The following is a 23,174-nucleotide window of genomic DNA, read 5'->3' on the forward strand; positions in this document are numbered from 1 at the left end:
CGTACTACTGCCCCATACGTCACCGCTCACCAGCACCAACACTTTTGACCAGGAAATCTGTGAAAGCTTTCATTCTTTGGCACAATGACGTGTTGTGGCTGATACGGAACTGCTCGAGCAACTCGCAACCGCCTACGGTTTCAGTTTGACCTACCGAGGCCAGAACAACGAGATCGTGGCTTCGCCGCGCGAGTCCCTCGTCCGCCTGCTCAAAGCGCTTGACGTTCCGCTTTCCGACGACCCCGCGCCCGAAGAGCTCACCGAAGCCCTCCACGCGTGGCGTACCCATTGGGACACCCGCCCGCTACCCCCAGTGGTCATCGCCCGTGAGGGCCGTGAGACCTATTTCAACGTCCACGTTCCCGAGGGCGCGCCGGCGGAGGTGACCATCACTCTGGAGGATGGAACGACATCCACCGCTTACCAGGACGAGAACTGGGCACCGCCGACTGAAGGTTGGGGCGAAGCCACCTTCCACACCCGCGGCGACCTGCCGACCGGCTGGCACACCATTCACCTGAAATCAGATGGAATCGACGAGACGTGCTCCCTCGTGGTCACCCCCCAGGTGATCCGCCGCAATCTCGAGTTCCTCAACGACCCGGCATACGGCGTGATGGCACAGCTCTACTCGGTGCGTTCGAAGCATTCCTGGGGCATCGGCGACTTCCACGATCTTGGAAAGCTCGCAGAAGTCCTCGCCCGCAACGGCGCCGAGTTCCTGCTAATCAACCCCGTTCACGCAGCTCAGCCCCTTCCCCCGATCGAGGACTCCCCGTACCTGCCCACATCCCGCCGCTTCATCAACCCCATCTACATTTCGGTCGAGGATGTCCCCGAATACGAGCTTCTCGACGATGACACCCGCGAAGACATCGAAGAGTTAGCCGCCGAGTTCAAGGCCCTCAACACATCGCCCGCATTCATTGAGCGCAACGCGATCTTCGATGCGAAACTCGCCGCCCTCAACGAGCTCTTCTACGTTTTCGAAGAATCCGGGGACCACGAGGCATTCCAGGAATTCGTCGAATTCGAGGGAACCGGATTACTCGATTACGCACGCTGGTGCTCAAAACAGGAACTCGACATCGACTCCGACGACCTGCCCCGCTTCTACATGTGGCTCCAGTTCGTCGCCGACAACCAAAGAAAAGCAGCGCAACAAGCGGCTATCGACGCCGGCATGTCCATCGGCATCATGACCGACCTCGCAGTGGGAGTTCACCCCGGCGGATCAGACGCTCATACTTTGCGCAGTGTTCTCGTCCAGGACGCCTCCGTCGGCGCCCCGCCTGACGCTTACAGCCAGTACGGACAAGATTGGTCCCAGCCGCCGTGGAACCCGTTCAAGCTGGCAGAGAATGGATATATTCCATGGCGCGAACTGCTCCAGACGGTCCTGCGCCACTCCGGCGGCATCCGTGTCGACCACATTCTGGGCCTGTTCCGCCTCTTCTGGATCCCGCGCATGGGCACCCCGGCCGAGGGCGCTTACATGAACTACGACCACGAGGCCATGCTCGGCATTCTGGCCCTCGAGGCCGACCGGGCAAACGCCGTCGTCGTCGGCGAAGACTTGGGCACCTTTGAACCGTGGGTCCAAGAGGAGCTGCGCGACCGCGGCGTGATGGGCACCTCCGTCATCTGGTTCGAGCATTCCCCCACCGGCCAGCGCCCCATGAACCCGCAGGAATACCGCAATCTCGCGCTTTCCTCCGTGGGCACCCACGATCTCCCGCCGACTGCCGGTTACCTCTCGGGCGCCCACAACGAATTGCGCTACCAGCTCGGGCTCGTGGATGACTCCTTCGAGGAGCTCGATGCCCACGATGTCGCCTGGCAATCCCACGTGCTCAACACCGCACGCGAACACGGTTTCTTCGCCGACACTCCCCTTGCCGACACCGATTTCGACGGACTTGGAAGAGACGAACGAGGAGATGTCGACGACCTAGTCATCGCCCTTACCCGCTTCATCGCCGGAACCAGTTCAGCACTGACCTGCACCAACCTTGTGGACATGGTCGGCGATACCCGCATTCAGAATCAGCCGGGCACGAACTCCCACCAGTACAAGAACTGGTGCGTGCCGTTGAGCGATAAAAACGGCAATGCCGTCCTCATCGAGAATCTGGAAGACATCGACCTCTTCCACAAGGTCGCCGCGGCTAGCGCTAGAACAGCCCGATAATCCCCATCACCAGCACGAGTGCGATGAGCACCCACAATGCTTGGGTGACGCGGGAGCGGGGATACTTCCTGCGCGCCTTCGGCAATTTCATGTCCTCTTTGCGCAGGTCTTCGGGGTTAGCCATGGCTTCCTACTCTACGTCACCAGCCAGCCAGTCCACCAGCCTCAAGATACCGACGGCTACGAGCACAGCAATGGGCAGCGCAAACACCAAAACAATGGGCAGCTGCAGCCACGGACTTGCCTGCGTCAGTTCGATCATGTCGCTTAAGCTTAGACTCCATGAGCTCTCCCGTTGAAGTGACGTGCCCTGCAGGGGCTGTGATTGGAAGATCCGGAGGAGAAATCTCCTATTTCCACTCCATCCCTTTTGCGCATTTCCCCGCTCCTTTCGACGATGCAGAAATGGCACCGAAGGGAGAACTCATCGACGCGCAAACGCCCGACCCCGAAAAAATCGCCCTCACCATCGTCGCGCCGAAACACGCAAAGGAAGCTCCCGTCGTCGTCCATATTCACGGCGGTCGCTTCGAAATGGGCGACCACGAAGACGTCGCATCGCCCGGTGAAGCGCTCGCCGAAAGCGGTGTCATTCTCGTGCGCATCGGCTACAGGAAGAAGCTTGCGGGCCTCGTTCCTTTTCGCGACGACCAGCCCCACCATTTCCGCGCGGTCAACGACGTCAACCTCGGTCTCGAGTGGGTCCAGCAAAATATCGAGGCTTTCGGCGGCGACCCCACCAATGTCACGCTCACTGGCCAATCCGCCGGCGCCGCCATCGTATTGTGGCTCATGAGGAAAGATCACTACCGCGGCGCTTTTCGACGGGCCGTGGCCATGTCCCCTGCCTTTCCCCACAAGAATTTCCGCCAGAGGAAATCCGCCCTTCGGATTCCCACCACCAGAACGTGGCTCAATAAGGCAAAACCAGACACACTCGAGCGCGCATACAAACGTTTGCGCCGCCGCTACCCGACGGACATGGCTTTGGGCCCCACCCCACTGAAACCCGAAGAAATGGCAGACATCCCTCTGGTCATTTCCTCCCATGACAAGGAATTCCAGCATCCGATCATTGGAAATCGCCTGACCAACAAGATCATTCTCCGCTGGGTCAAAGCAGTAGTCGACAACGCCCCAGGAAAAGTCTGGCACGTCCGGTTCACTGAAGGCTCAAAGCATTGCGACGAGCTATTTCCGCTTTTCGACGGCCCCCTTACCCCCTGGCTCGTCGACTATGCAAAATTCGGCAACCCGAACCTCACTGAGGAAACTGCTCTAGCTCTTCCACCAGCCACGGCGAAAAGATGAATGGAAAACTTTTGACCACTTTCTTCAGATCTTCAAGTGAGACCCACTCGTACTCGCAGACCTCGTCCGGGTTCGGCTTCAGTTCCCCGTCCAATTCCGCGAAAAAGACCGGGCAAATCTCGTTCTCCACGATCCCCGACGCATCCACCGCTCGGTAGCGAAATTCGGGCAGGACCGACTCGATATTTTTCACTGTCGTGCCCAGCTCTTCAGATGCCCTTCTGACCAGCGCCTCTTCAAATGTCTCGCCAGGCCCTGGGTGCCCGCAGAAACTGTTGGTCCACACTCCCGGCCACGTGAGCTTGTTCAAGGCCCGACGCGTCAGGAGAACGTTGCCAGCATCATCGAAAAGCCATGCCGAAAAAGCAAAATGAAGAGGAGTACTGGCTGTGTGCACCTCGCGTTTGCGGGCAGTTCCCTTCTCTTTTCCGTCCTCGGTGCACAGCACCACGAGCTCATCCACTAGTTGCTCAGATTCCCTTCAAAAACGACGTTGCCGATCTTGAACGTCGCGTCGTAAAGATTGCCCGAGCTCACGTCGAATGCGTACTGAACATTCATCGTCGCACCTTTGCCCAGCGGAAAATCAAGCCCTTCAAGCTCGATGCCGGCGTCTTCCGCACTGATGCGGCTGGCTTTTTCTCCGCCGTCGTACGTGAGTTCAGGCTCGCCGAGCGCCTCCGGCGGCATGATGTTGTCCGAGTGGTTCTTCACCGCGACCGTGACGACGGTCCCGCCGTTCGGCGCGTAGTTGGTTCCCTGCCACTTGTAGGAGACATCCATGCCCGGGTCTTCGACGGACTCGCCGCTGATCTCGTCGGTTGTGAGCGGCTCAGCGCTGTGTGTCTCGAATTCTTCCGGCTCTTCAGTCGGCGTCGCCACACCCGTGGTCGGGGTGAGCGAGCCCTCTTGGTCCACGACCCCGTCATCCCCACATCCAGCGAGCAGAAGCAATGAAGATACTGCCGCGATGGTCCCAAGAGCCTTGCGCGTCATCATGAGCCTTCCCTGTCGACGAAACTTCAACACACTTTACAGTGGAGTCCGTGCAGCCACTATTTCGAGTCATCCGTAGCGCGTCCGCACTTTGGCCCTACTACGTCGGCATTGTCGTCATCTCCTCGGTCACTGCGGCGCTCCACCTTGTGTCCCCGTTCATCATTCGCGAGGCCACCGACACGATTGTCGAGGGAAAAGATCTCGACCCCATTGTCTGGCTCGCAGTCGCCCTGTTTGCGGCGTATTCCGCAAACACATTGATGCAGAATATCGGCGGCTACCTCGGCGATGTCGTCTCCGCACGGATCAGGCAAACACTCTCGACGCGGTATTTCGCCAAACTGTTGTCGCTGCCCCAAAGCTATTTCGACGGCCAGGTCACCGGCACGATCATCGCCCGCCTGGACCGCTCGATCATGAATATCACGCAGACGGTCCAGAGCTTTTCCAACACGTTGCTGCCGATGCTCCTGCAGGTCATCGCGATTCTCGGCATCACCGCTTTCTTCTACTGGCCACTCACCCTCCTCCTGCTTGCGCTATTTCCTATCTACCTCGCGCTGACTGCTATGACGTCGAAACGCTGGCAGAAATACGAGAAGGAAAAAAACGAGCAAATCGACCTCGCCAACGGCCGCTTCGCCGAGGTCGTCGGCCAAGTGAAGGTCACCAAATCTTTCGTCGCTGAGACGCGTGAGCTCCAAGCCTTCAGCGTTCATTACGGAAAGACCATCGACCTCACTCGCCCGCAGTCCCGCTGGTGGCATGGAATGGACGTTGCCCGCGGTATGGCGATGAATGCCGTTTTCTTGGGCATCTATTTGATCCTGTTCGTCCAGACCTACAACGGCCGCTTTTCCATCGGCGACATGGTCATGCTCATCCAGCTGGTCACCATGGCGCAACAACCAGTCCAGATGATGAGTTGGCTTGTAGATTCCGCACAGCGCGCCATCGCCGGCTCCCGCGACTATTTCAAGGTGATGGACCAGCCGATCGAGGCCTCCGCAAACCCCCAAGTCGTCTCCGCGACGAATTCCGCCGATGTTCCTGCGCTGGACACCAGGCCGACCCAGCCACTTCCTGCGGCCGAGCCGACCATCCGATTCGACAACGTCAGCTTCTCCTACGACGCCGAAGAGCCCGTCCTGTCCGATATTTCCTTTTCCGCTCGCCATGGCGAAAAAATCGCGCTCGTCGGCGAGTCCGGCGGCGGAAAATCCACGCTGGTCAACCTCATTTTGGGCTTGTATCCCATCAATTGCGGCTCGCTCACCATCTGCGGTAAAGACATCGATACCGCCGATATCGAACGCGTCCGCGCCTCCGTCGGCGTCGTCTTCCAAGAACCCGCGCTCTTCTCCGGCACGATCCGCGAGAACATCGCGTATGGGAACCCAAACGCATCCGAAAACGAGATCATTGAAGTAGCCAAGCGCGCCAATGCACACGCTTTTATCTCCGGCTTCGCCGACGGCTACGACACCGTCATCGGCGAACGAGGACTGAGGCTTTCCGGCGGCCAAAAACAGCGCGTCGCCGTCGCCCGCGCCATGCTCAAAGACGCTCCGCTGCTCGTCCTCGACGAAGCGACATCAGCGCTCGACACCAAATCCGAACGCGCCGTCCAAGCCGGGCTCGACGAATTGATGAAAGACCGGACCACCATCATGATCGCGCACCGCTTATCGACGATCGCCTCCGTCGACACCATCATCACCCTCAAAGACGGAAAAATTGACGAGATTGGCACACCCTCCGAACTCGCCGTCTCCGGCGGAATTTATTCAGAGCTTCTCGCACTAACAGCGTCGTCTTCTGCAAAAGACCGCAAGCGCCTCAAAGCCTTCGGGTTCAAAGCGTAGGTTGGGAGCCATGCAGTTCCCAGATCTTGAGACCCTCCGCGCCCGCGGCACCCGCAAGTGGACCCAATTCGGGGACGAGATTCTCCCACTGTGGGTCGCCGAGAGCGATTTTCCCACCGCCGAGCCGGTGAAGCGCGCGATTCAGGATGCGGTGGACCGCGAGATGTTTGGCTACACCCCCGCCCACCACACGCTCGGAAACTCCTTGAGCAGGTTCTATTCCGAGCAGTACGGATGGACACCGAACCCAGAACACATTTTCCCCGTCGCCGACGTGGTGCGTGGCATGTTGTTGGGCATCCAGTACTTCACCAAGCCCGACTCTCCCGTCATCGTTCCGGTTCCCTCATATCCTCCATTCCTCGAGCTTTCCGAGACTGCCGGCCGCGAGATGGTCGAGGTCGGGGCAAAGGACGGCTTGGACCTCATGGAGGTCGACGCCGCATTCAAAAACGGCGCCGGCTCCATCCTGCTCGCATCGCCGAATAATCCGTGGGGCTACACATTCGACGAGGAGGAGCTCGTCCAACTGTGCAATATCGCCGCCAAATACGGCGCCCGCGTGCTTGTCGACGAAATCCACGCCCCCATCGTTTACGAGGGAAAACACCTCTGCGCCGCTAATGTCAGTGACACTGCTGCAAACGTCTGCATCACCGTCACCGCCACGTCCAAGGCATGGAATGTCGCCGGTCTCAAGTGCGCCCAGATGGTCTTCAGCAATGAAAAAGACGTCGACACATGGAAAAAACTCACCGGAGTAGCAAAGGACGGCACTGGCACCCTCGGCATCGTCGCCGCCCAAGCCTGCTACGACCACGGAAAAGAAGCTCTGGACGACCAACTCAAAACTCTCAAGTCCAATCGAGATTTTTTGATCGAGAACCTCCCAGAAGCCATCCCCGGCATCGAATTCACCAAACCTCAAGCCACCTACCTCATGTTCCTCGATTTCAGTGGCACTGAGGTCAAAAATGAGAAACCGGCTGCGTGGATTCGTCGAGAAGCGAAAGTCGCGCTGAATGAGGGAATCACTTTCGGAACCGGCGGTGCGCACCACGCGCGTCTGAATTTCGCCACTAGCCCCGAAATCCTGGCCGAAGCACTCGATCGAATTTCGACCGCTATTGTTAGGGGCCATGGACGCGACTGACGAGCAAGGCTTCCTCATCGAGGCAGACGCCAGCGAATACGATGCCCCCACCCCCGCTCCCGGCAACGAGCCCTGGGAGCGCCCCGACCCTGAGTGGTACAAAGACGCCGTCTTCTACGAAGTCCTCGTCCGCGCTTTCTACGATCCAGATGGTTCTGGCTCCGGCACCCTGAAGGGCGTCGAAGAAAAGCTCGACTACCTGCAGTGGCTCGGTGTCGACTGCCTGTGGCTCCCGCCGTTTTACGATTCGCCCCTGCGCGATGGCGGCTACGATATCCGCGATTTCCGCAAGGTCCTCCCCGAATTCGGCACCGTCGAGGACTTCGTTTCGCTTGTCGACGCCGCCCACAAGCGCGGTATCCGCATCATCACCGACTTCCCCATCAACCACACCTCTGACACGCACCCGTGGTTCCAAGAGTCCCGCCGCGACCCGAACGGCCCCTACGGCGATTTCTACGTCTGGTCCGACACGCCTGCCCCGTACTCTGAAGCCCGCATCATCTTCATCGACACCGAGGAGTCCAACTGGACCTACGACCCGGTGCGCAAGCAGTACTTCTGGCACCGCTTCTTCTCCCACCAGCCAGATCTCAACTACGACAATCCTCAAGTTCAAGATGCCGTCATCGATGTCATCCGTTTCTGGCTGGACCTCGGCATGGACGGCATCCGCCTCGACGCCATCCCATACCTTTTCGAGCGCGAAGGCACGAACTGCGAAAACCTCCCCGAGACGCACGAATTCATCAAACGCGTACGCAAGCTTTTCGACGAAGAGTACCCCGGTCGTTTCCTCCTCGCCGAAGCCAACCAGATGCCTGACGAGGTCGTCGCTTATTTCGGTGACAGCGACGAGTGCCAGATGGCATTCCACTTCCCGGTGATGCCCCGCATATTTATGGGGATCAGCCAGGAATCCGCGCAGCCCATCATTGACATCCTGCGTGAGACCCCCGACATCCCCGATTCCGCCCAGTGGGGCATCTTCTTGCGCAACCATGACGAGCTCACCCTCGAGATGGTCTCGGAGGACGAGCGCGACTTCATGTACACCACTTTCGCCACCGATCCCCGCATGCGCGCGAATGTCGGCATCCGCCGCCGTCTCGCTCCTTTGTTGGGTGGCCACCGCGACCGCCTCGAGCTGGCGCACGCCCTCCTGCTGTCGCTTCCCGGTTCCCCATTCCTCTACTACGGCGACGAGATCGGCATGGGCGACAACATCTGGCTTCCCGACCGCGACGGTGTCCGCACCCCCATGCAGTGGAATGCCGACCGCAACGGCGGCTTCTCCCGCACCGATCCCGAGCGCCTCTACCTACCGGCCATCCGCAACGACACGTACGGCTACCAAGCCATCAACGTCGAATCCCAGATGGAACGTGAAAATTCCCTGCTCCACTGGGTCCGCGAGCACGTGCACATCCGCAAGCAATACAAAGCTTTCGGGCGCGGCGACTACCAGGAAGTCGAGCACTCCAACCCCCAGGTTCTCGCCTTCATCCGCGAATACGACGGAGAACGAATTCTCTGCATCAACAACATGAGCTCGCTGCCTCAGCCAGTCGAAATGAACCTGTCACACTTCGCAGGAGTCGTTCCCCGCGAGCTGTCCGGCAATATCGAGTTCCCCGCCATCGGTGAACTTCCGTGGCTGGTCACCCTCGCCCCGCACGGACACTTCTGGTTCGATATTTCCTAACCCCCACAGATCATGGACCTGAAAAAGACTCGTTTTTACGGCGCGAAATCAGAAGAGATTCTGAACCAAAAAGTCATCGCCGAGATCCCCGCCCAAGATTATGCATGGCAGATTCTCGAAGTCGACCACGGCAAAATCGACCATTATCAGGTCCTCATCTCTGACGACGAGGACATCCTCGACACCGCTGAGGGCGCCCAAACGTACGTGGACCACCTCCCCAATTTCGGTGAAATTTCCGGGGACATGTCGGGAAAGACCGCTCACCCACTTCGAGCTGATCAGTCGAATACCTCCCTTATCGTGGATGAGAAGTGGATCCTGAAGGTATTCCGCAAGCTCGAAACTGGATTGAACCCCGACGTCGAGCTTTTGAGCGAAATTTCCGACTGCCCGTACGTCGCCGGCGTTCGCGGCCACCTCACCCGCGATGGCCAAACCCTGGCGATGATGCAACAGTTCATCACCGACGGCCGCGACGGTTTCCAACTCGCGCTCGACCCAGGTCTGGAAAGCGAGCATGAACTCGGCGCCGCCATCCGGACCGTGCACGAAGCACTTTCGGACGCTTTTGGCACGGAATCAGTCTCTGGCTCCCAGATCCGCGATTCACTCAACGCGCATCTCGACGAGATTCTCACTCAAACTGATGCTCTCTATCCTTTCGAGGACAATTTGCGGGAAATTTACTCACGGGTGCCGGATGATCACGTGGAGATTCAGCGCATCCACGGTGATCTTCACCTAGGTCAGACTCTCCTTTCTGATCGCTGGTATTTGATTGATTTTGAGGGCGAACCCGCCCGCCCCCTTGAACAAAGACGGCTTCCGGATCATCCTTTGCGGGATGTCGCCGGAATGGTGCGAAGTTTCGGATACGTGCATGCAATGGGGGGTCAGGCTGACGTCGATAAGCTGCTCGCTGGGTACGAAATCGAGCCGAACCCGATCCTCGATGCGTACATCGCTGACAAAGCTGCGTACGAAGTCGTCTACGAATCCAACAACCGGCCCGACTGGGTCGAGATCCCGTTGCGCGCGATCCGCGAACTGTCCTAATCCTCCGGCGGCGGCTCGTAGGTGGGCATGGGCTCTGGGTGGAAGGGGAAGCGCAGTCCGTACTTCTCCTCCAATTCCAGGAGTTTTTCGAGGCACGCTTCGTATTCGAAGTCCTTCTCGAAATCATCCAGGACCTTGTGGCACTGCGCGAAGAACCTCGCGTTTTCGCGCTTGAGCCGTCTGACGTCGTTGAGCGAACGCGACCACTTCGGATTCGTCGGGGTGATCTGGCTTTCGAGCACGCTTTCCGGTTCCACTCGGGCGTACGTTCCATCCGCGAAGAGCCACACGACCTCACCTGTGACCGGATCCGGGACGTAGAACGCCAGACGGTCAGTCTTCATATTGTGGTGATGCTGGCAGAGGCAGTAGAGATTATCTGCGTTCGTCTGACCTCCTTCGTCGTACGGAATCCGGTGGTCGAGCTGGCACGACCAGGCATCGCGGCTGCACCCCGGGTAGATACAGGTTCCGTCGCGGCCGCGAACAAAAGCTTTGACTTTCTCGGGTGCGACGTAGCCGGCAACGGTGTGAACCGCAGCCCCTTCAAGGTCGATCACGCTGATATTGAACGAGTGGAACATTTCGGTGCCGACGGCGCCCGACCACCCGAAACCGGGAATGAACACGGGCTTGGTGGTGTCCACGCTGCCATCCGGTTTCTTCGGCGCGTAGGCGAAGATGGTGGCGGGCAGCTCAGCGGCGACGCGGCCCGTGAGGAGCTTGAGGGTCGCGTCAGAATCGGAGAGACCGTGCTTACGTGCGGTCGCCCTGATCGAGGACTGGGCTGCGGCCATCGTCGCGTTGTCCGCGGAAAAGGTCAGACCAGACAGTCCGACTCCCGAGGGATCGGGATGGAAATCGAGCTGGCCGAAGCCAGGGGGCGTCTCCCCGCGCTTCTTCTTTTTCTCTGCGTCAAAGGCCACGGAGCAATCCAGGGTGGCCATCAGCAGGTTGAGCTGACGGGTGACCATATACGGCGTCGGCAGCTGCTGGTTCGGGGTATCGGGCGTGAACAGGCCGACGAGGAGATCGTCGATCTGTTCGTAGTCCTCGGCAGCGGCATCATTGCCCAGCCGGTTCACTGCTTTTTCGATGGCGCACAACCGCTTGATGTCCAAGCGCTGCTCCTCATCTTGAAGGGCGCGCAGGCGGGGCAGCTGCTGGAGAGTCATGTAGGCGAACATTCCCTCCTTCACATAAGAGGGAGTCAACCCGGTGCTGATGCTCACGGCAGTGACTTCCGCGTCCGCATCGTGGGAACCAAGGAATTCGTCGTTTTGTGCATATCGGCCGAAGATGGCGTGCTGTGCGCGCCGCAGATAGATGCCTGCGGTGCTGTCTGGGTCATCGGGATTCTCGCTAGCGAAGAACGCACCGGGCGGCGGAGAATGCCCGGGCGCTTCGACTTGGGCGCTCATGGTCTGCTCCTTATCTCATCGGGATCGTTATGGATCGCTTTCAGACGCATTTGAAACATCTGTGCGAACAGTATTGCAAACGCACCAGACACACCTCCTTGAAAGCGCTCATAGTTATCCACAGATTCGCTATTCTGTTCGAATTCTCATCCACAAAATGCAGGTCGCATCGGAATTGGGAAGGAGGAATTTCGAACATGGACGGGACGTCGATAAGCAATTTTTTCACGCAATGGAACCCTGTTCCGCAGCATGAGATGATAGGGTGACCCCTACGATTAGTTCATTTTCCTAGGGAGGCCCAATGTCTACTGCGGTGTCTAGCGGCAACAAGACGCAGACCAGCGCGATCGTGATCACAGTGCTCGCACTCTTCTCGATGTTCTTCGGCGCCGGAAACCTCATCTTCCCGCCCATGCTCGCGGTACAGGCGGGTGAAAACTTCTGGCCGGCGATCCTCGGCTTCCTCACCACGGGTGCGTTGCTGCCCGTGCTCGCCGTGGTCGCGATCGCACTGTCCGGCTCGAATGTGCGCGACCTTGCGCAGCGCGCAGGCTCCCTGTTCGGCGTGGTGTTTCCCGTTCTCGCGTACCTCTCGATCGGCGCGTTCTACGCTCTTCCGCGTACAGGTGCCGTGTCCTTCGAGGTCGCCATCACGCCGGTGTTCGGTTGGGACAACACACTGACCGCGGCAGTCTTCAATATCGTGTTCTTCGGCATCGCCCTCGCCCTTTCCTGGAATCCGACGCGCATCACCGACACGCTGGGCAAATTCCTCACGCCAGCGTTGGTGATACTCCTGGTCGTCATGATCGGCATGGCGCTGTTCACGATGACGAACCAGCACTACACCCCGAGTGAGGATTACGCCTCCAGCGCATACCCGGCAGGCGTCCTCGAGGGTTACCTCACCATGGATTCGATCGCCGCACTGGCATTCTCCATCGTCGTCATCGCATCCCTGCGCAATAAGGGATTCGCCGAAGGTAAGCCCCTGGTTCGCAGCACCATCCTCGCTGGCCTCGGTGCGAGTATCTTGCTCGCACTGATCTACCTCGGCCTCGGTCTGATTGGCCGCGCCATGCCTGAAGCGACGCAGTACGACTCGGGGGCACCTTTGCTTGCCGACGCAGCCCTGCAGCTCATGGGCCGCCCCGGCCAGACCATCTTCGCGCTGATCGTCGTTCTCGCTTGCTTGACCACCGCGATCGGTCTGATCACATCCACCGCGGAGTACTTCTCCCAGCAGTTCACTGGCTCGTACCGCACGTGGGCCATCGTTTTCGCCGTTGCCTCCGCGATCATGGCGACGCAGGGCCTGGACTTCGTGATCGCCATCGCTGGTCCGGTCATTGGTTTCCTGTACCCGCCGGCGATCGCCCTGATCTTCGTTACCCTCATCGAGCCGCTGTTCCGCCGCCGCACACGCCTGCGCTGGGGCTTCTTCTTGCCGATCTGGGTCGCCGTCATCTGGTCGCTGATCTCCACCTTCATCAGCCTCGGGTGGGCTGCGGACGCACTGACGCCGCTGGTCGCGTGGTCACCGATGCAGGGCTTCGATCTCGGCTGGCTGCTGCCGACAGCAGTGGCATTCGCAATCGGTGTCGTCATCGACCTTGCCAAGCCGCACGCCCCGCTGGAGATCGGCACGCAACGCACTGTGGAGGGCGAGACTCTCGAAGAAGCTGAAGCCAACCTCACCTAACCAGAAATAAAGCGTCCTTCCACTTTGTTGCAAGGGGTGTACATTGCCCCGACTGGAAGGACGACCATGACTCCCCTATCCCTGCTGGATTTCTGCACTGTCCGAGACGACGAGACCCCTAGCCAGTCCATGGAGCGTTCCGTGGAATTGGCACAGACGGCAGAAAAGCTGGGATATGGCCGGATCTGGTACTCCGAGCACCACAACATGCCGTCGATCGCGTCGTCGTCGCCGGCGGTTCTCATCGCGCATATCGCCGCCAAAACCGAGAAGATTCGTCTCGGCGCTGGCGGCGTCATGCTTCCCAACCATGCGCCGTATGTGATCGCGGAGCAGTTCGGCACATTGGCCGAGCTGTATCCGGACCGGATCGATCTCGGGCTGGGCCGCGCACCAGGAACGGACCAAAATACGCTTGGTCGTGCTCTTCGCCGCGACCCGATGTCCGCGGAGAATTTCCCGAATGACGTGCTGGAGTTGCAAGGCTATCTCGCCGGGGATTCCGTCGTGCCAGGCGTGACCGCCGTACCAGGGGCGGGCACGAATGTGCCTCTGTATATTCTCGGCTCGTCCATGTTCGGAGCGACGCTGGCTGCAAAGCTGGGTCTTCCCTATTCCTTCGCGTCCCATTTCGCGCCGACGCACTTGGAAGAGGCGACGACGTACTACCGCGAGAATTTCCAGCCTTCTGAGCACTGTGAAGAACCGTTCGTCATCGCGGCGGTGAACGTCACTGCATCGGAGAGCGAACAGGATGCGGCGCGGCAGACAGAACTCGTGCGCCGGAAGCGCGTGAAGGCGTTCCTCGGCCGCCAGGGGCGGTCATTGACCGAGGAACAGTTGGACGCGGTGATGAATTCTCCGCAGGGCCACCAGATCGTCGGCATGTTGCGCTACACTGCACAAGGCACGGGCGAGCAGGTGGCGGAGTATCTGGAAGGTTTTGCGGAGCACGCGAAGGCCGATGAATTGATGATTTCTTTCCAGTCTCCGACGCATGAGGAAGTGCTGCATTCGATGGAGATCTTCTCCACATTTATGTAGACGAGGCTATGCATATAAATGTTGGTTTCCGCCTCAAGCGCTGTATTGTACGCATTATCCAGTGAAAACTTGACAGGAGAACTGCCATAGCCCGCCAACAACATCAGGAGATCGCGAACTACCTCCGTGGCCTGATCCACGACGGCACGCTCGCCCCGGGCGACCCTCTCCCTTCCGAAGCCGAGCTGTGCGAGAAATTCGATACGTCACGCGGCCCCGTCCGCCAAGCGGTCGCAGCGCTCCGCGGCGACGGTCTGATTTCTTCCGGGCGCGGGCGGCGTTCGCTCGTTCTGAAAGCCCCGCAGTCCAACAGCTTCGACGCGCTGATCTCCGCCTCCTCCCTTTTCGCGGAGGCACAGCAGGAAGCGGGCGAGCGGATCCTCCGGGTCGCGCGCGAGTCCGCGTCCCAGAATGTCGCGGAGGCGCTCAACCTTCAGGTCAATGACCCGGTAGTGGAGATTGTCCGCATCCGCACGGCGAATGAGACCCCGGTCCTGCTGGAAAGGCTCGTGTTCCCACTCAAGTTCGGAGAGCGCTTCCTCGCGCTAGTTCCGGGCGAGCAGCCGGTGCACCAGCAGCTTTTCGACGAAGGCGTGGTCATTGACAACGCTTCCCGCACAGCAGAGGCGTCTACGGCAACAGCTCGCCAGGCAGAGCTTTTGGACATTTCCGAGGGCGACCCGGTGTGGCGGCTCGAAATGCGGGCTTTCACGTCCCAGGGTGAACCCGTCGAGTACGCGGAGAATCTCTATCGGGGCGACATGGTCAAGGCCGAGCTGAGCAGTGTGAGGGGCGCGTCCATACCGGTGAAGTTTGAGATCGCCGCAGCGCAAGAATAGCCTTTTGCCCATGAGAGCATTGGGTGCCGCAGTGGCGGTGCTGTCGGTCGGATTGCTGTCCGCATGTTCCGCGGGCAGCACAGCGTCGAATGTCGGCCGCATCGAACCGGACAGTGTAGTCGTGGGCACGACATCGCCGCCCGCTTCGCTCGACTTCACCACCACGGGCGGTGCCGCGATCCCGCAGGCGCTCATGAACAACGTCTACGAGACGCTCGTGCTTATCGACGACACCGGCCAGCCCCAACCCCTCCTCGCCGAGAGCTGGGATGTCAACGAGGACAGGACGGAATACGTCTTTCACCTCAAAGACGGCGTGACTTTTTCAAATGGCGAGAAATTCTCCGCCGACACGGCTGCCTTTTCCATCAATTATGTGCGCGAGGAATGGACGAATGGACTCGCTAAACAGATGGATCCGGTCAAAGACGTCGAGGTGGTGGATCCACTGACATTGAAGGTGACATTGGAGGCTCCGTCTAATAGTTGGTTGTGGTCGATGGGGACATTGACGGGGGCGATGATGGCCCCTGGGGGCGTCGATAAGCTAGCAACCGATCCCGTGGGGACCGGACCGTACGTGGTGGACAGCTTCGCGCTCGGCGAGTCCATTTCTTTTGATGCCCGGGAGGATTACTGGGGTGAGCCGGCGCGCCAGGATGCCGCTATCCGGTATTTCTCGGATGCTGTGTCGTCGGTGAATGCTCTGCGCGTCGGCGATGTCGATGTGCTGTGGGGGCTGCAAGCGCCGGAATTGCTGGAGACGCTTCCAAACTCTTTCGGCGTCGAGGTCGGAACGACGAACGGCGAGGTGCTGCTCAGTTTGAACAACCGGCGCGCTCCCTTCGACGACCCGGACGTGCGGAAAGCGGTGGCCTACGCGATCGACAGAGACGCGCTTAACGACGTCGTGTGGAAAGGCATGGCGAAAGACACCGGCGGCGCCCCTGTGTCCCCGAGTGATCCGTGGTTCACCGGGAAAGACTATTTTCCATTCGACCCCGCCAAGGCCAGGGAATTGCTGCACGGAAAATCGCCAGAAGTGGTGATCACGGTGCCGTCACTTCCGTACGCCCAAGATGCGGCGGAGTTGATCTTCTCCCAGCTGAAAGACGTCGGCTTCGACGTGAAGCTGAAGACCGTGGAATTTCCGGCGGTGTGGCTGAACCAGGTCCTCCAGCAGGCGGACTACCAGTCGTCGTTGATTGCTCATGTGGAGCCGCGTGATATGCCGCAGCTGTTCTCCCCCGATTATTACCTCGGGTTTGATTCTGAAGCTGTGCGGGATTCCTTTGCTCTCGCCGACGCGGGAACTCCTGAAGAAAATATCGAGTATATGAAGGATGCCGTCGATTCGATCATGGAAGACGCGGGCGCTGTCACGTTGGCGAATTTGCCCAATATTGTCGTCACCGCCCCTGGCGTGGAAGGCGTTGATCCGACGGTGGTCACTGACGGGATCGACCTGTCGGAGGTGACCAAGCAATGAGATCTGTGGTGCGGTTCTTCTCGATGCTCTTCGCGGCGAGCGTGATCATCTTTCTCTTGCTGAGGGCTGTTCCCGGCGACCCGGCGCGGATCGCGCTCGGCGTGACCGCCTCCGACGAGGATGTGGCGAAGCTCGCGAACCAACTGGGCACGGATAAACCTCTGGTCCAGCAGTATTTCAATTGGATCGGCGGCATGGTGACTGGCAATTTCGGCACCTCGTTGACGAGCAAGCAGGACATCACTCCCCTGGTGCTCGACAGGATGCAGGTCTCCCTGATCCTGACGGTGAGTGCGATGATCCTGTCGATGGCGATCGCGGTTCCTTTGGGAACGTATCTGGTCCGGCGCCGCGGAAAGTGGGACACGGCGATCGTGTCTGCGCTGACACAGGTGGGGATCGCTGTTCCGAGTTTCTTGGTCGGCATTTTGACGGTGGCGGTCTTTTCCGTGTGGTTAGGCTGGTTGCCCGCCAATGGGTGGGTGCCGCCGAATGCGGGATTCTGGGATTTCTTGGCGCACCTGGTGTTGCCGGTGATCGCGCTGAGTTTGGTGCAGGCCGCCATTTTGACGCGGTATGTGCGCAGCGCAGTCAACGAAGAACTGGACAAGGACTACGTGCGCACAGCGAGGGCAGTGGGCTTATCGACGAGGCAGGCCCTGTACCGGCACGCGCTCAGGAATGCATTCCTCCCTGTGTTGACCGTGACTGGTTTGCAATTCACCACGCTGATCGTGGGCGCGGTGGTGATCGAGAAGGTGTTCGCTCTGCCGGGAATCGGCTCAATGCTGCTGGATGCGGTGGCGACCCGTGATCTGACCACGGTGCAGACCCTGATGATGCTGCTCGTGGTGTTCACGCTCGCGGTGACGCTGATTGTCGATGTGCTGTACCGCTTCATCGACCCACGTTTGAGGAGGCAGGTATGAGAAAGATAATCGGCCTGGTGCTCGTGGGAATCGCGGTGGCGTTCGCAGTGGTGGCGATGGTGTGGACGCCTTTCGACCCGGTGCATGCGGTGCCGGACGAGAGCCTGCAAGGTTCGTCGCTCACTCACCTGATGGGCACGGATCAGTACGGGCGCGACGTGCTCAGCCGCGTCATGGACGGCGCGCGGACAACGCTGACTGTGGCTGTTGCGTCGGTGCTGCTGTCGGCTCTCATCGGTGTTCCGCTCGGAGTCGTCGCCGGCATGAAGCGCGGCTGGACGGACGGGCTCATCATGCGGACGAACGATCTGCTGCTGGCGTTTCCAGCGCTCTTGTTGGCGATCGTGTTCACTGCTGTGTTCGGCGGCTCGATGTGGATCGTGGTGCTAGCGATCGGCATCGCCGGGATTCCGGGGTTTGCGCGGGTGTCGCGCGTTGGGGCTTTGCAGGTGATGGCGCAGGACTATGTGCTCTCGGCGCGGGTCTCTAAAGTCCCCGGGTTTTTGATCGCGTGGCGGCATGTGTTGCCGAATATCACCTCGACATTGGCAGTGCAGGTGTCGGTGGCACTGGCTCTGGCAATCCTGGCGGAGGCGGGGCTGTCTTTCCTCGGGCTCGGCACTCCTGCGCCGTATGCGTCGTGGGGCAGGATGCTGCAGTCGTCGCAGGCGTATCTGTCGACTGCTCCGCACCTGGCGCTGTGGCCGGGCCTGGCGATCGCGGCGACTGTTCTGGGCTTCAACCTGCTGGGAGATGCTGTGGCTGATAGGAGGTCACGATGACCCTGGTGCACATTGAGGATCTGACGATCGACGGGATCCTGGAGGGCATCTCTTTCGATATTTCTCGTGGCGAGAGGCTGGGGCTGATCGGGGAATCCGGTTCCGGCAAATCCATGACCGCGCTGACCATCATGGGGCTTCTCGACGAAAAGCTCACTCCCCGTGGAACCGTCACTCTCGATGGCACCGACATGATCAAGTCTTTGCCACGCGTGAAAAGAAAGCTGCGCGGCAAGAAAGTGTCAATGATCTTCCAGGAACCGATGACAGCGCTGGACCCGCTGATGACGGTGGAGCGCCAAGTCGCAGAGGCCTGCTCGTTGGAGAAGGCCCGGGAGCTCCTGCGGGAAGTGGGCGTGGAGCGCACGTCGAGTTACCCGCACGAACTGTCTGGCGGGCAGAGGCAGAGGGTCTTGATCGCCTTGGCCATCGCAGGCGATCCTGATCTGCTCATCTGCGACGAGCCGACGACCGCCCTGGACGTGGAGGTGCAACAGCAGATTCTCGATGTGCTCGACTCCCTCGTCCGGGAGCGCGGAATGGCGCTGTTGTTCATCACGCACGACCTCGCCGTGATCCGGAAGATGACTGACCGCGTGATCGTGCTCAAGGGCGGACAGATCGTGGATGCCGATGCGGATCTCGACGATCCCCAGGTCGATTACACGGCTCAGTTGGTGGAGGCATCGAAGCCGGGTGCACCGGCGCAGCTGCGCACGACTGGCGATCCAGTCGTCGAGCTGAAGGACGTCACGTGGCGCCGCGGAAACACATTGGCGCTGGACAACGTGAATCTGACGGTGCACAAAGGTGAGAGGATCGGCATTGTCGGTGGCTCGGGATCGGGAAAGACGTCGCTGTTGCGCGTCATTTCCGGGCTGAGCGTGCCGGATTCTGGGTCGGTGCGCGTCGACGGCGGTCTGCAAATGGTCTTCCAGGACCCGTACTCATCGCTCAACCCGCGGCGAAAAGTACGTGATTCCATCAGGGAGGCCGGCTCAGACGAGGCGCGGGCGGAAAGCGTGCTCACCCAGGTCGGTCTGGAAGGAATGGGTTCGAGGTTCCCACACCAGTTTTCGGGCGGGCAGCGGCAAAGGATCTCCATCGCGCGTGCGGCGGCCCCGCACCCGGAGATCCTCATCGCGGATGAGCCGGTGAGTGCGCTCGATGTGTCGGTGCGCGCGCAGGTGCTCGAGCTGATCGACGACTTGGTGGTCCACGACAACGTCACACTCATTTTCGTTTCCCACGACCTGTCTGTGGTGAGGCAAGTCTGCCCGACGATCGCGGTGCTGTACCGCGGCAAGATCGTCGAGACGGGCCCCACCGAAGAGGTGTGGGCGAACCCGCAGCACGAATACACACAGTCCCTCCTGTCCGCGATTCCGTAGGCTGAGGACATGAGCATCGTCGTTGTCGGCTCCATCAACGCAGACCTGACCATCAATGTGGCGAGGCATCCTCTCCCCGGCGAAACCCTGTTGGGCACAGGCGGCAGAATCACGCCCGGAGGCAAGGGCGCGAACCAGGCAGTCGCGGCGGCGCGCCTCGGATCCGAGGTTTTCCTCGTGGGAGCAGTTGGTGAAGATGCGCATGCAAAAGACGCGACTAATTTGCTTATTGACGCCGGCGTGGACCTTAATGCCGTCGAGATTTCCCCGAAGCCGACTGGTCTGGCGATCATCACGGTGGCAGCGGACGGAGAAAATACCGTCATGGTGGTGCCGGGGGCGAACGGTGATGTGGGGGCAGGTGTCGTCGATAAGCATGCTGCGTTGGTTGCGGGCGCGGACCTGGTCTTGTTGCAGGGCGAGATTCCTGCAGACGGTTTTGCGCGGGCGGTCGAGCTGGCTAAAGGGCGCGTCGTAGTGAATCTGGCGCCGGTGATCGATGTGGACCGGAATGCTTTGAAGCGCGCTGATCCGCTGATCGTGAACGAGCACGAAGCGCAGCTGGTGCTCGGTAAGAAGTCTTCTCCTGAAGCCTGCGCGGAAGAGCTGTTGCGCGAATTTCCTTCTGTCGTCGTCACGTTGGGCGCGGACGGGGCGCTGGTCGGGGACAGCACTGGAATCGTCCATATTCCCTCGCCTTCAGTGGTCTCGGTCGATTCTGTCGGCGCGGGCGACGCGTTCACCGGCGCGCTGTGCCACCGATTGCTCGCAGGAGACTCGCTCATCGAGGCGGCGACATTCGCTGCGCGCGTCGGTGCGTTCTCCGTGACCCGCCCCGGCGCACAGCCGTCGTACCCGGATTATTCCCAGCTAAGCGCCGATAACGGCGCGGAATAGTTCGTCTCCATGCACGTAGATGGCGTCGTGGTCCCACTCCGGGTGGGTCCAGACGGTGAGATTGCCGATCGCGAAGGCTGCCTGTTGTGCCAGGTCGATCGGAACGAACATATCTTTTTCAAAGAGGGCGACGGTGGCGGGAACCTCGTTTTTGGCGAGCTGGGCTTCGTCGAAAAGAGGGGGCCAGTCGTATGTTTCCATCTCCTCGACCGCGGCTCTAAACGGTGTTAGCGCGGGATCTTCTTCGAAATGGTGCGCGAAGAAATGGTTGCCGAGCAAATAGTAGGGCTCAGCCGAGGTGGGGTCTGCTGCGAGGCGTGATTGCCCCACCGCGTCCGAGGAACCGATGAGGGTCTGGTGGACGACCGGCCACAGCGGGTTCACCTCCGTGCTGATGAAGCTGCTGACCTGGGCGAGAAAATCCTTCCGGAGTCGTTTCTCGTGCTCGTAGAAGGGCGATTCGAGCAGGTTGGCCAGCATGCTGAAGCCGAATTCTGCGCCCAGCGCCACCCCGATGAAACGGAAACGGTTGGCGGAGAGCCTCTCCCCCGTCGGCAAGAATTCGTCTGTTTCTTGCAGGTGCGCGCACACTTTTCGGACGTTCTCTTCGGCATAAGGAACGGCATCGTAGAAGCTCTGGCAGCGCTTATCGACGAGATCCAGCGTGATCTCGTTGTACTCATCCGGGGTCCAGCCGATGTGGGGCAAAGCACCGGTGAGAAATGCTCTTCCGAGTCCTTCCGGTGCAAAGGACAAATAGGCGCCCACACAGAGGGCGCCGAAAGAGTTTCCGAGGACATCCCATTTCTCGAACCCGAGGTGCCGGCGCAGGTCTTCTGCATCTGCGACCACGTCCGGGCAGCGCAGTTTGGACAGGATCTCCGGGCGGATGAGGTGCGGGGTTCCCTTGTCGATCTTGCCGGAGCGGCCGGTGCCGCGTTCGTCGAGAAGAAAGACCCGGTAGTGCTTCAGTGCCTCCGGAATCCACCCCTGCATCACACGCGGGGCCGGGTTGCCTGGCCCGCCCTGAAGAAAGAGGAGCGGCGGAAGACCAGGATCTGTATAGAGTTCCCGTGCGAACAGGGTGAAGGTGCCGAGTTCCGGCTTCGATCTATCCCACGGCACGTCAAGCTCGTGAATTCGGGTGGACGCTTTCGGAGGGATGATCGTGGAAAACACGCTTTGAGTATAGGCGGGATTAATCCAGAGCTTTTCCATCCAGAAATTCAAATGCGTCAATCCACCTGACGTTGCCCGTGTTCGGTGGAATACGGTCAGCGGTGATGAGATAGCCGTTTCCGTTCAAGGGACGCAATTCACGCTCGAGGGTGGACGGGTCTTCGGTTGAGAGTGCGACCTGGATATTTTTGGTGTCATTTCCACGCGTGGCCACGAAGTCGATCTCGGCAGTGCGCAGATGTCCTGTCGCGACTTTGTAGCGACGTCTGCGCAGCTCGAGATAGACCATGTTTTCCAGATCGTGGCCCCTGTCGACATCCCTCGAACCGAGCAAAGCGGTGCGCAGCCCCGGGTCGACGAAATAGTATTTTCCGTTTGTCTTCAACCATTGTTTTCCCTGCGTGTCGAACCGGGGGCAGCGGTAGATGAGGTGGGCATCCTCCATCAATGCGAGGTAGCGGTCGACTGATTCGGGCGAAGAAGAATAGCCCTGGCTCTTCAAGTGGTTGCTAATCCGGTTCGTCGAAAGCGGCGAGCCTGTGTTGTCGAATATGAAACGCGCGACGCGAAGGAAGACTTCAGTGTCACGGATTTGGCCACGGGTAGCGATGTCACGGGTGAAAATCGAGTCGAAAAGACCCGAGTTGATCTGATCCGTGATGTCCGGATCCCAAGCGAGAACTGCCGCCGGAAAACCGCCGATGCGCATCCATTCGCGGTAGGATTTTTCGATGCTCTCACTGTCTTTCCTGAACCTGCGGAACTCCGCGAGGGAGAGCGGCAGCATGTGGAGCTCGATATAGCGGCCGGCGAGATAAGTCAGTGACTCTCCCGAAAACATGGTGGCATTCGACCCGGTGACGCAGATTTCCATGCCGGGATTCACGCGCAGGGAATTGATCACTCGTGACCAATCGTCCAATTCTTGAACTTCGTCGACGTGGAGATACTGCACCCCCTTCGACTCGTGCTGCTCGAGCACATACCCCAGGAAATTCTCTGGATCGCGCAGTTTGTCGTTTGCGGCATCTTCGAAATTGATGGTGAGAATTTGTTGGGGGTCCACTCCCCCGCGAACGAGATCTTCACGGTAGAGCTCGAGCAGGGTGCTCTTTCCGCATCGGCGCACCCCGGTAATGATCCGCACGAGATCGCGGTCGGTGACGCGACGCAGGAAGTCGAGATAGTTGTCTCGCGGAAAAGCTCTCATATTTT

General features: G+C 59.8%; 21 protein-coding genes. 14 read left to right on the forward strand and 7 right to left on the reverse strand.

What is annotated here, in order from left to right; all coding sequences use genetic code 11:
* Positions 1-94 precede the first annotated feature (94 nt).
* Positions 95-2,191: a 4-alpha-glucanotransferase gene (locus M3G19_RS04110; protein ID WP_259900690.1), complete on the forward strand. Its 2,097-nt coding sequence runs from the start codon at positions 95-97 to the stop codon at positions 2,189-2,191.
* Here the strand turns inward: M3G19_RS04110 and M3G19_RS04115 are convergent.
* Both M3G19_RS04115 and M3G19_RS04120 read right to left on the reverse strand, forming a co-directional pair.
* Complete coding sequence (locus tag M3G19_RS04115; protein WP_200803293.1) at positions 2,175-2,315, reverse strand: hypothetical protein; 141 nt, start codon at positions 2,313-2,315, stop codon at positions 2,175-2,177. The genes M3G19_RS04110 and M3G19_RS04115 overlap by 17 nt on opposite strands.
* 6 nt (positions 2,316-2,321) lie before the next feature.
* Positions 2,322-2,453, reverse strand: coding sequence for a hypothetical protein (locus M3G19_RS04120; RefSeq protein WP_259900692.1), 132 nt, complete (start codon positions 2,451-2,453; stop codon positions 2,322-2,324).
* A 20-nt stretch (positions 2,454-2,473) separates the two neighbouring features.
* Between M3G19_RS04120 and M3G19_RS04125 the strand changes: the two genes are divergently transcribed.
* Positions 2,474-3,502, forward strand: a complete 1,029-nt coding sequence (locus tag M3G19_RS04125) for a carboxylesterase family protein (RefSeq protein ID WP_259900693.1) — start codon at positions 2,474-2,476, stop codon at positions 3,500-3,502.
* Here the strand turns inward: M3G19_RS04125 and idi are convergent.
* On the reverse strand, positions 3,453-3,965 hold the full coding sequence (idi, locus tag M3G19_RS04130; protein ID WP_259900695.1) for an isopentenyl-diphosphate Delta-isomerase: 513 nt from the start codon (positions 3,963-3,965) through the stop codon (positions 3,453-3,455). The two genes, M3G19_RS04125 and idi, sit on opposite strands and share 50 nt — an antisense overlap.
* Positions 3,965-4,501, reverse strand: a complete 537-nt coding sequence (locus M3G19_RS04135) for a hypothetical protein (RefSeq protein ID WP_259900696.1) — start codon at positions 4,499-4,501, stop codon at positions 3,965-3,967. The genes idi and M3G19_RS04135 overlap by 1 nt, the downstream gene beginning before the upstream one ends.
* Before the next feature lie 47 nt (positions 4,502-4,548).
* On the opposite strand from M3G19_RS04135, the gene M3G19_RS04140 reads away from it, so the two are divergent.
* Genes M3G19_RS04140 through M3G19_RS04155 form a run of 4 tightly spaced genes read left to right on the forward strand, consistent with a single transcriptional unit; the run spans position 4,549 to position 10,283 of the window.
* Positions 4,549-6,366, forward strand: coding sequence for an ABC transporter ATP-binding protein (locus M3G19_RS04140; protein WP_259900697.1), 1,818 nt, complete (start codon positions 4,549-4,551; stop codon positions 6,364-6,366).
* 10 nt (positions 6,367-6,376) lie between these two features.
* The gene (locus M3G19_RS04145; RefSeq protein WP_259900703.1) at positions 6,377-7,519 is read left to right on the forward strand and encodes a MalY/PatB family protein; all 1,143 of its coding nucleotides are present in this window, start codon (positions 6,377-6,379) and stop codon (positions 7,517-7,519) included.
* Entirely contained in the window at positions 7,506-9,224 is a 1,719-nt protein-coding gene (treS, locus tag M3G19_RS04150) for a maltose alpha-D-glucosyltransferase (RefSeq protein WP_259900706.1), read from the forward strand. Before M3G19_RS04145 ends, treS begins: the two co-directional genes overlap by 14 nt.
* Positions 9,225-9,236: 12 nt before the next feature.
* On the forward strand, positions 9,237-10,283 hold the full coding sequence (locus tag M3G19_RS04155; RefSeq protein WP_259900707.1) for a phosphotransferase: 1,047 nt from the start codon (positions 9,237-9,239) through the stop codon (positions 10,281-10,283).
* Here the strand turns inward: M3G19_RS04155 and M3G19_RS04160 are convergent.
* Positions 10,280-11,704: an HNH endonuclease signature motif containing protein gene (locus M3G19_RS04160; RefSeq protein WP_259900708.1), complete on the reverse strand. Its 1,425-nt coding sequence runs from the start codon at positions 11,702-11,704 to the stop codon at positions 10,280-10,282. The two genes, M3G19_RS04155 and M3G19_RS04160, sit on opposite strands and share 4 nt — an antisense overlap.
* 304 nt (positions 11,705-12,008) lie before the next feature.
* Here M3G19_RS04160 and brnQ point away from each other — a divergent pair, with 304 nt between their 5' ends.
* The 8 genes from brnQ to M3G19_RS04200 all read left to right on the forward strand — a co-directional run bounded on the left by brnQ (position 12,009) and on the right by M3G19_RS04200 (position 20,780).
* Positions 12,009-13,409 (forward strand): branched-chain amino acid transport system II carrier protein, encoded by a 1,401-nt coding sequence (gene brnQ / locus M3G19_RS04165; protein WP_259900712.1) that lies wholly within the window; start codon positions 12,009-12,011, stop codon positions 13,407-13,409.
* 66 nt (positions 13,410-13,475) lie between these two features.
* Entirely contained in the window at positions 13,476-14,453 is a 978-nt protein-coding gene (locus M3G19_RS04170) for an LLM class flavin-dependent oxidoreductase (protein WP_259900713.1), read from the forward strand.
* Between the two features lie 110 nt (positions 14,454-14,563).
* Entirely contained in the window at positions 14,564-15,292 is a 729-nt protein-coding gene (locus M3G19_RS04175; protein ID WP_396121743.1) for a GntR family transcriptional regulator, read from the forward strand.
* A gap of 10 nt (positions 15,293-15,302) precedes the next feature.
* Complete coding sequence (locus M3G19_RS04180; protein ID WP_259900714.1) at positions 15,303-16,781, forward strand: ABC transporter substrate-binding protein; 1,479 nt, start codon at positions 15,303-15,305, stop codon at positions 16,779-16,781.
* Positions 16,778-17,710 (forward strand): ABC transporter permease, encoded by a 933-nt coding sequence (locus M3G19_RS04185; RefSeq protein WP_259900715.1) that lies wholly within the window; start codon positions 16,778-16,780, stop codon positions 17,708-17,710. Before M3G19_RS04180 ends, M3G19_RS04185 begins: the two co-directional genes overlap by 4 nt.
* Complete coding sequence (locus tag M3G19_RS04190; RefSeq protein WP_259900716.1) at positions 17,707-18,492, forward strand: ABC transporter permease; 786 nt, start codon at positions 17,707-17,709, stop codon at positions 18,490-18,492. Before M3G19_RS04185 ends, M3G19_RS04190 begins: the two co-directional genes overlap by 4 nt.
* On the forward strand, positions 18,489-19,883 hold the full coding sequence (locus M3G19_RS04195; RefSeq protein WP_259900718.1) for an ABC transporter ATP-binding protein: 1,395 nt from the start codon (positions 18,489-18,491) through the stop codon (positions 19,881-19,883). The genes M3G19_RS04190 and M3G19_RS04195 overlap by 4 nt, the downstream gene beginning before the upstream one ends.
* A 9-nt stretch (positions 19,884-19,892) precedes the next feature.
* Entirely contained in the window at positions 19,893-20,780 is an 888-nt protein-coding gene (locus M3G19_RS04200) for a ribokinase (RefSeq protein WP_259900720.1), read from the forward strand.
* Here the strand turns inward: M3G19_RS04200 and M3G19_RS04205 are convergent.
* A complete protein-coding gene (locus M3G19_RS04205) occupies positions 20,754-21,959 on the reverse strand; it encodes an alpha/beta fold hydrolase (RefSeq protein ID WP_259900721.1) in 1,206 nt (401 codons plus the stop codon). The genes M3G19_RS04200 and M3G19_RS04205 overlap by 27 nt on opposite strands.
* A gap of 19 nt (positions 21,960-21,978) precedes the next feature.
* The gene (locus M3G19_RS04210; RefSeq protein ID WP_259900723.1) at positions 21,979-23,169 is read right to left on the reverse strand and encodes an ATP-binding protein; all 1,191 of its coding nucleotides are present in this window, start codon (positions 23,167-23,169) and stop codon (positions 21,979-21,981) included.
* Between the last annotated feature and the right edge of the window lie 5 nt (positions 23,170-23,174).

The sequence above is a fragment of the Corynebacterium sp. p3-SID1194 genome, assembly GCF_025144155.1.
Taxonomy (GTDB): Bacteria; Actinomycetota; Actinomycetes; order Mycobacteriales; family Mycobacteriaceae; genus Corynebacterium.

Excerpts from the sequence above, each read along its gene's own strand:
- M3G19_RS04115 (WP_200803293.1), bottom strand. The coding sequence starts at position 2,315 with ATGGCTAACCCCGAAGACCTGCGCAAAGAGGACATGAAATTGCCGAAG.
- M3G19_RS04210 (WP_259900723.1), bottom strand. The coding sequence starts at position 23,169 with ATGAGAGCTTTTCCGCGAGACAACTATCTCGACTTCCTGCGTCGCGTC.
- M3G19_RS04200 (WP_259900720.1), top strand. The coding sequence starts at position 19,893 with ATGAGCATCGTCGTTGTCGGCTCCATCAACGCAGACCTGACCATCAAT.
- M3G19_RS04160 (WP_259900708.1), bottom strand. The coding sequence starts at position 11,704 with ATGAGCGCCCAAGTCGAAGCGCCCGGGCATTCTCCGCCGCCCGGTGCG.
- M3G19_RS04145 (WP_259900703.1), top strand. The coding sequence starts at position 6,377 with ATGCAGTTCCCAGATCTTGAGACCCTCCGCGCCCGCGGCACCCGCAAG.
- M3G19_RS04180 (WP_259900714.1), top strand. The coding sequence starts at position 15,303 with ATGAGAGCATTGGGTGCCGCAGTGGCGGTGCTGTCGGTCGGATTGCTG.
- M3G19_RS04190 (WP_259900716.1), top strand. The coding sequence starts at position 17,707 with ATGAGAAAGATAATCGGCCTGGTGCTCGTGGGAATCGCGGTGGCGTTC.
- M3G19_RS04195 (WP_259900718.1), top strand. The coding sequence starts at position 18,489 with ATGACCCTGGTGCACATTGAGGATCTGACGATCGACGGGATCCTGGAG.
- M3G19_RS04125 (WP_259900693.1), top strand. The coding sequence starts at position 2,474 with ATGAGCTCTCCCGTTGAAGTGACGTGCCCTGCAGGGGCTGTGATTGGA.
- M3G19_RS04120 (WP_259900692.1), bottom strand. The coding sequence starts at position 2,453 with ATGATCGAACTGACGCAGGCAAGTCCGTGGCTGCAGCTGCCCATTGTT.
- M3G19_RS04170 (WP_259900713.1), top strand. The coding sequence starts at position 13,476 with ATGACTCCCCTATCCCTGCTGGATTTCTGCACTGTCCGAGACGACGAG.
- M3G19_RS04155 (WP_259900707.1), top strand. The coding sequence starts at position 9,237 with ATGGACCTGAAAAAGACTCGTTTTTACGGCGCGAAATCAGAAGAGATT.
- treS (WP_259900706.1), top strand. The coding sequence starts at position 7,506 with ATGGACGCGACTGACGAGCAAGGCTTCCTCATCGAGGCAGACGCCAGC.
- M3G19_RS04135 (WP_259900696.1), bottom strand. The coding sequence starts at position 4,501 with ATGATGACGCGCAAGGCTCTTGGGACCATCGCGGCAGTATCTTCATTG.
- M3G19_RS04185 (WP_259900715.1), top strand. The coding sequence starts at position 16,778 with ATGAGATCTGTGGTGCGGTTCTTCTCGATGCTCTTCGCGGCGAGCGTG.
- brnQ (WP_259900712.1), top strand. The coding sequence starts at position 12,009 with ATGTCTACTGCGGTGTCTAGCGGCAACAAGACGCAGACCAGCGCGATC.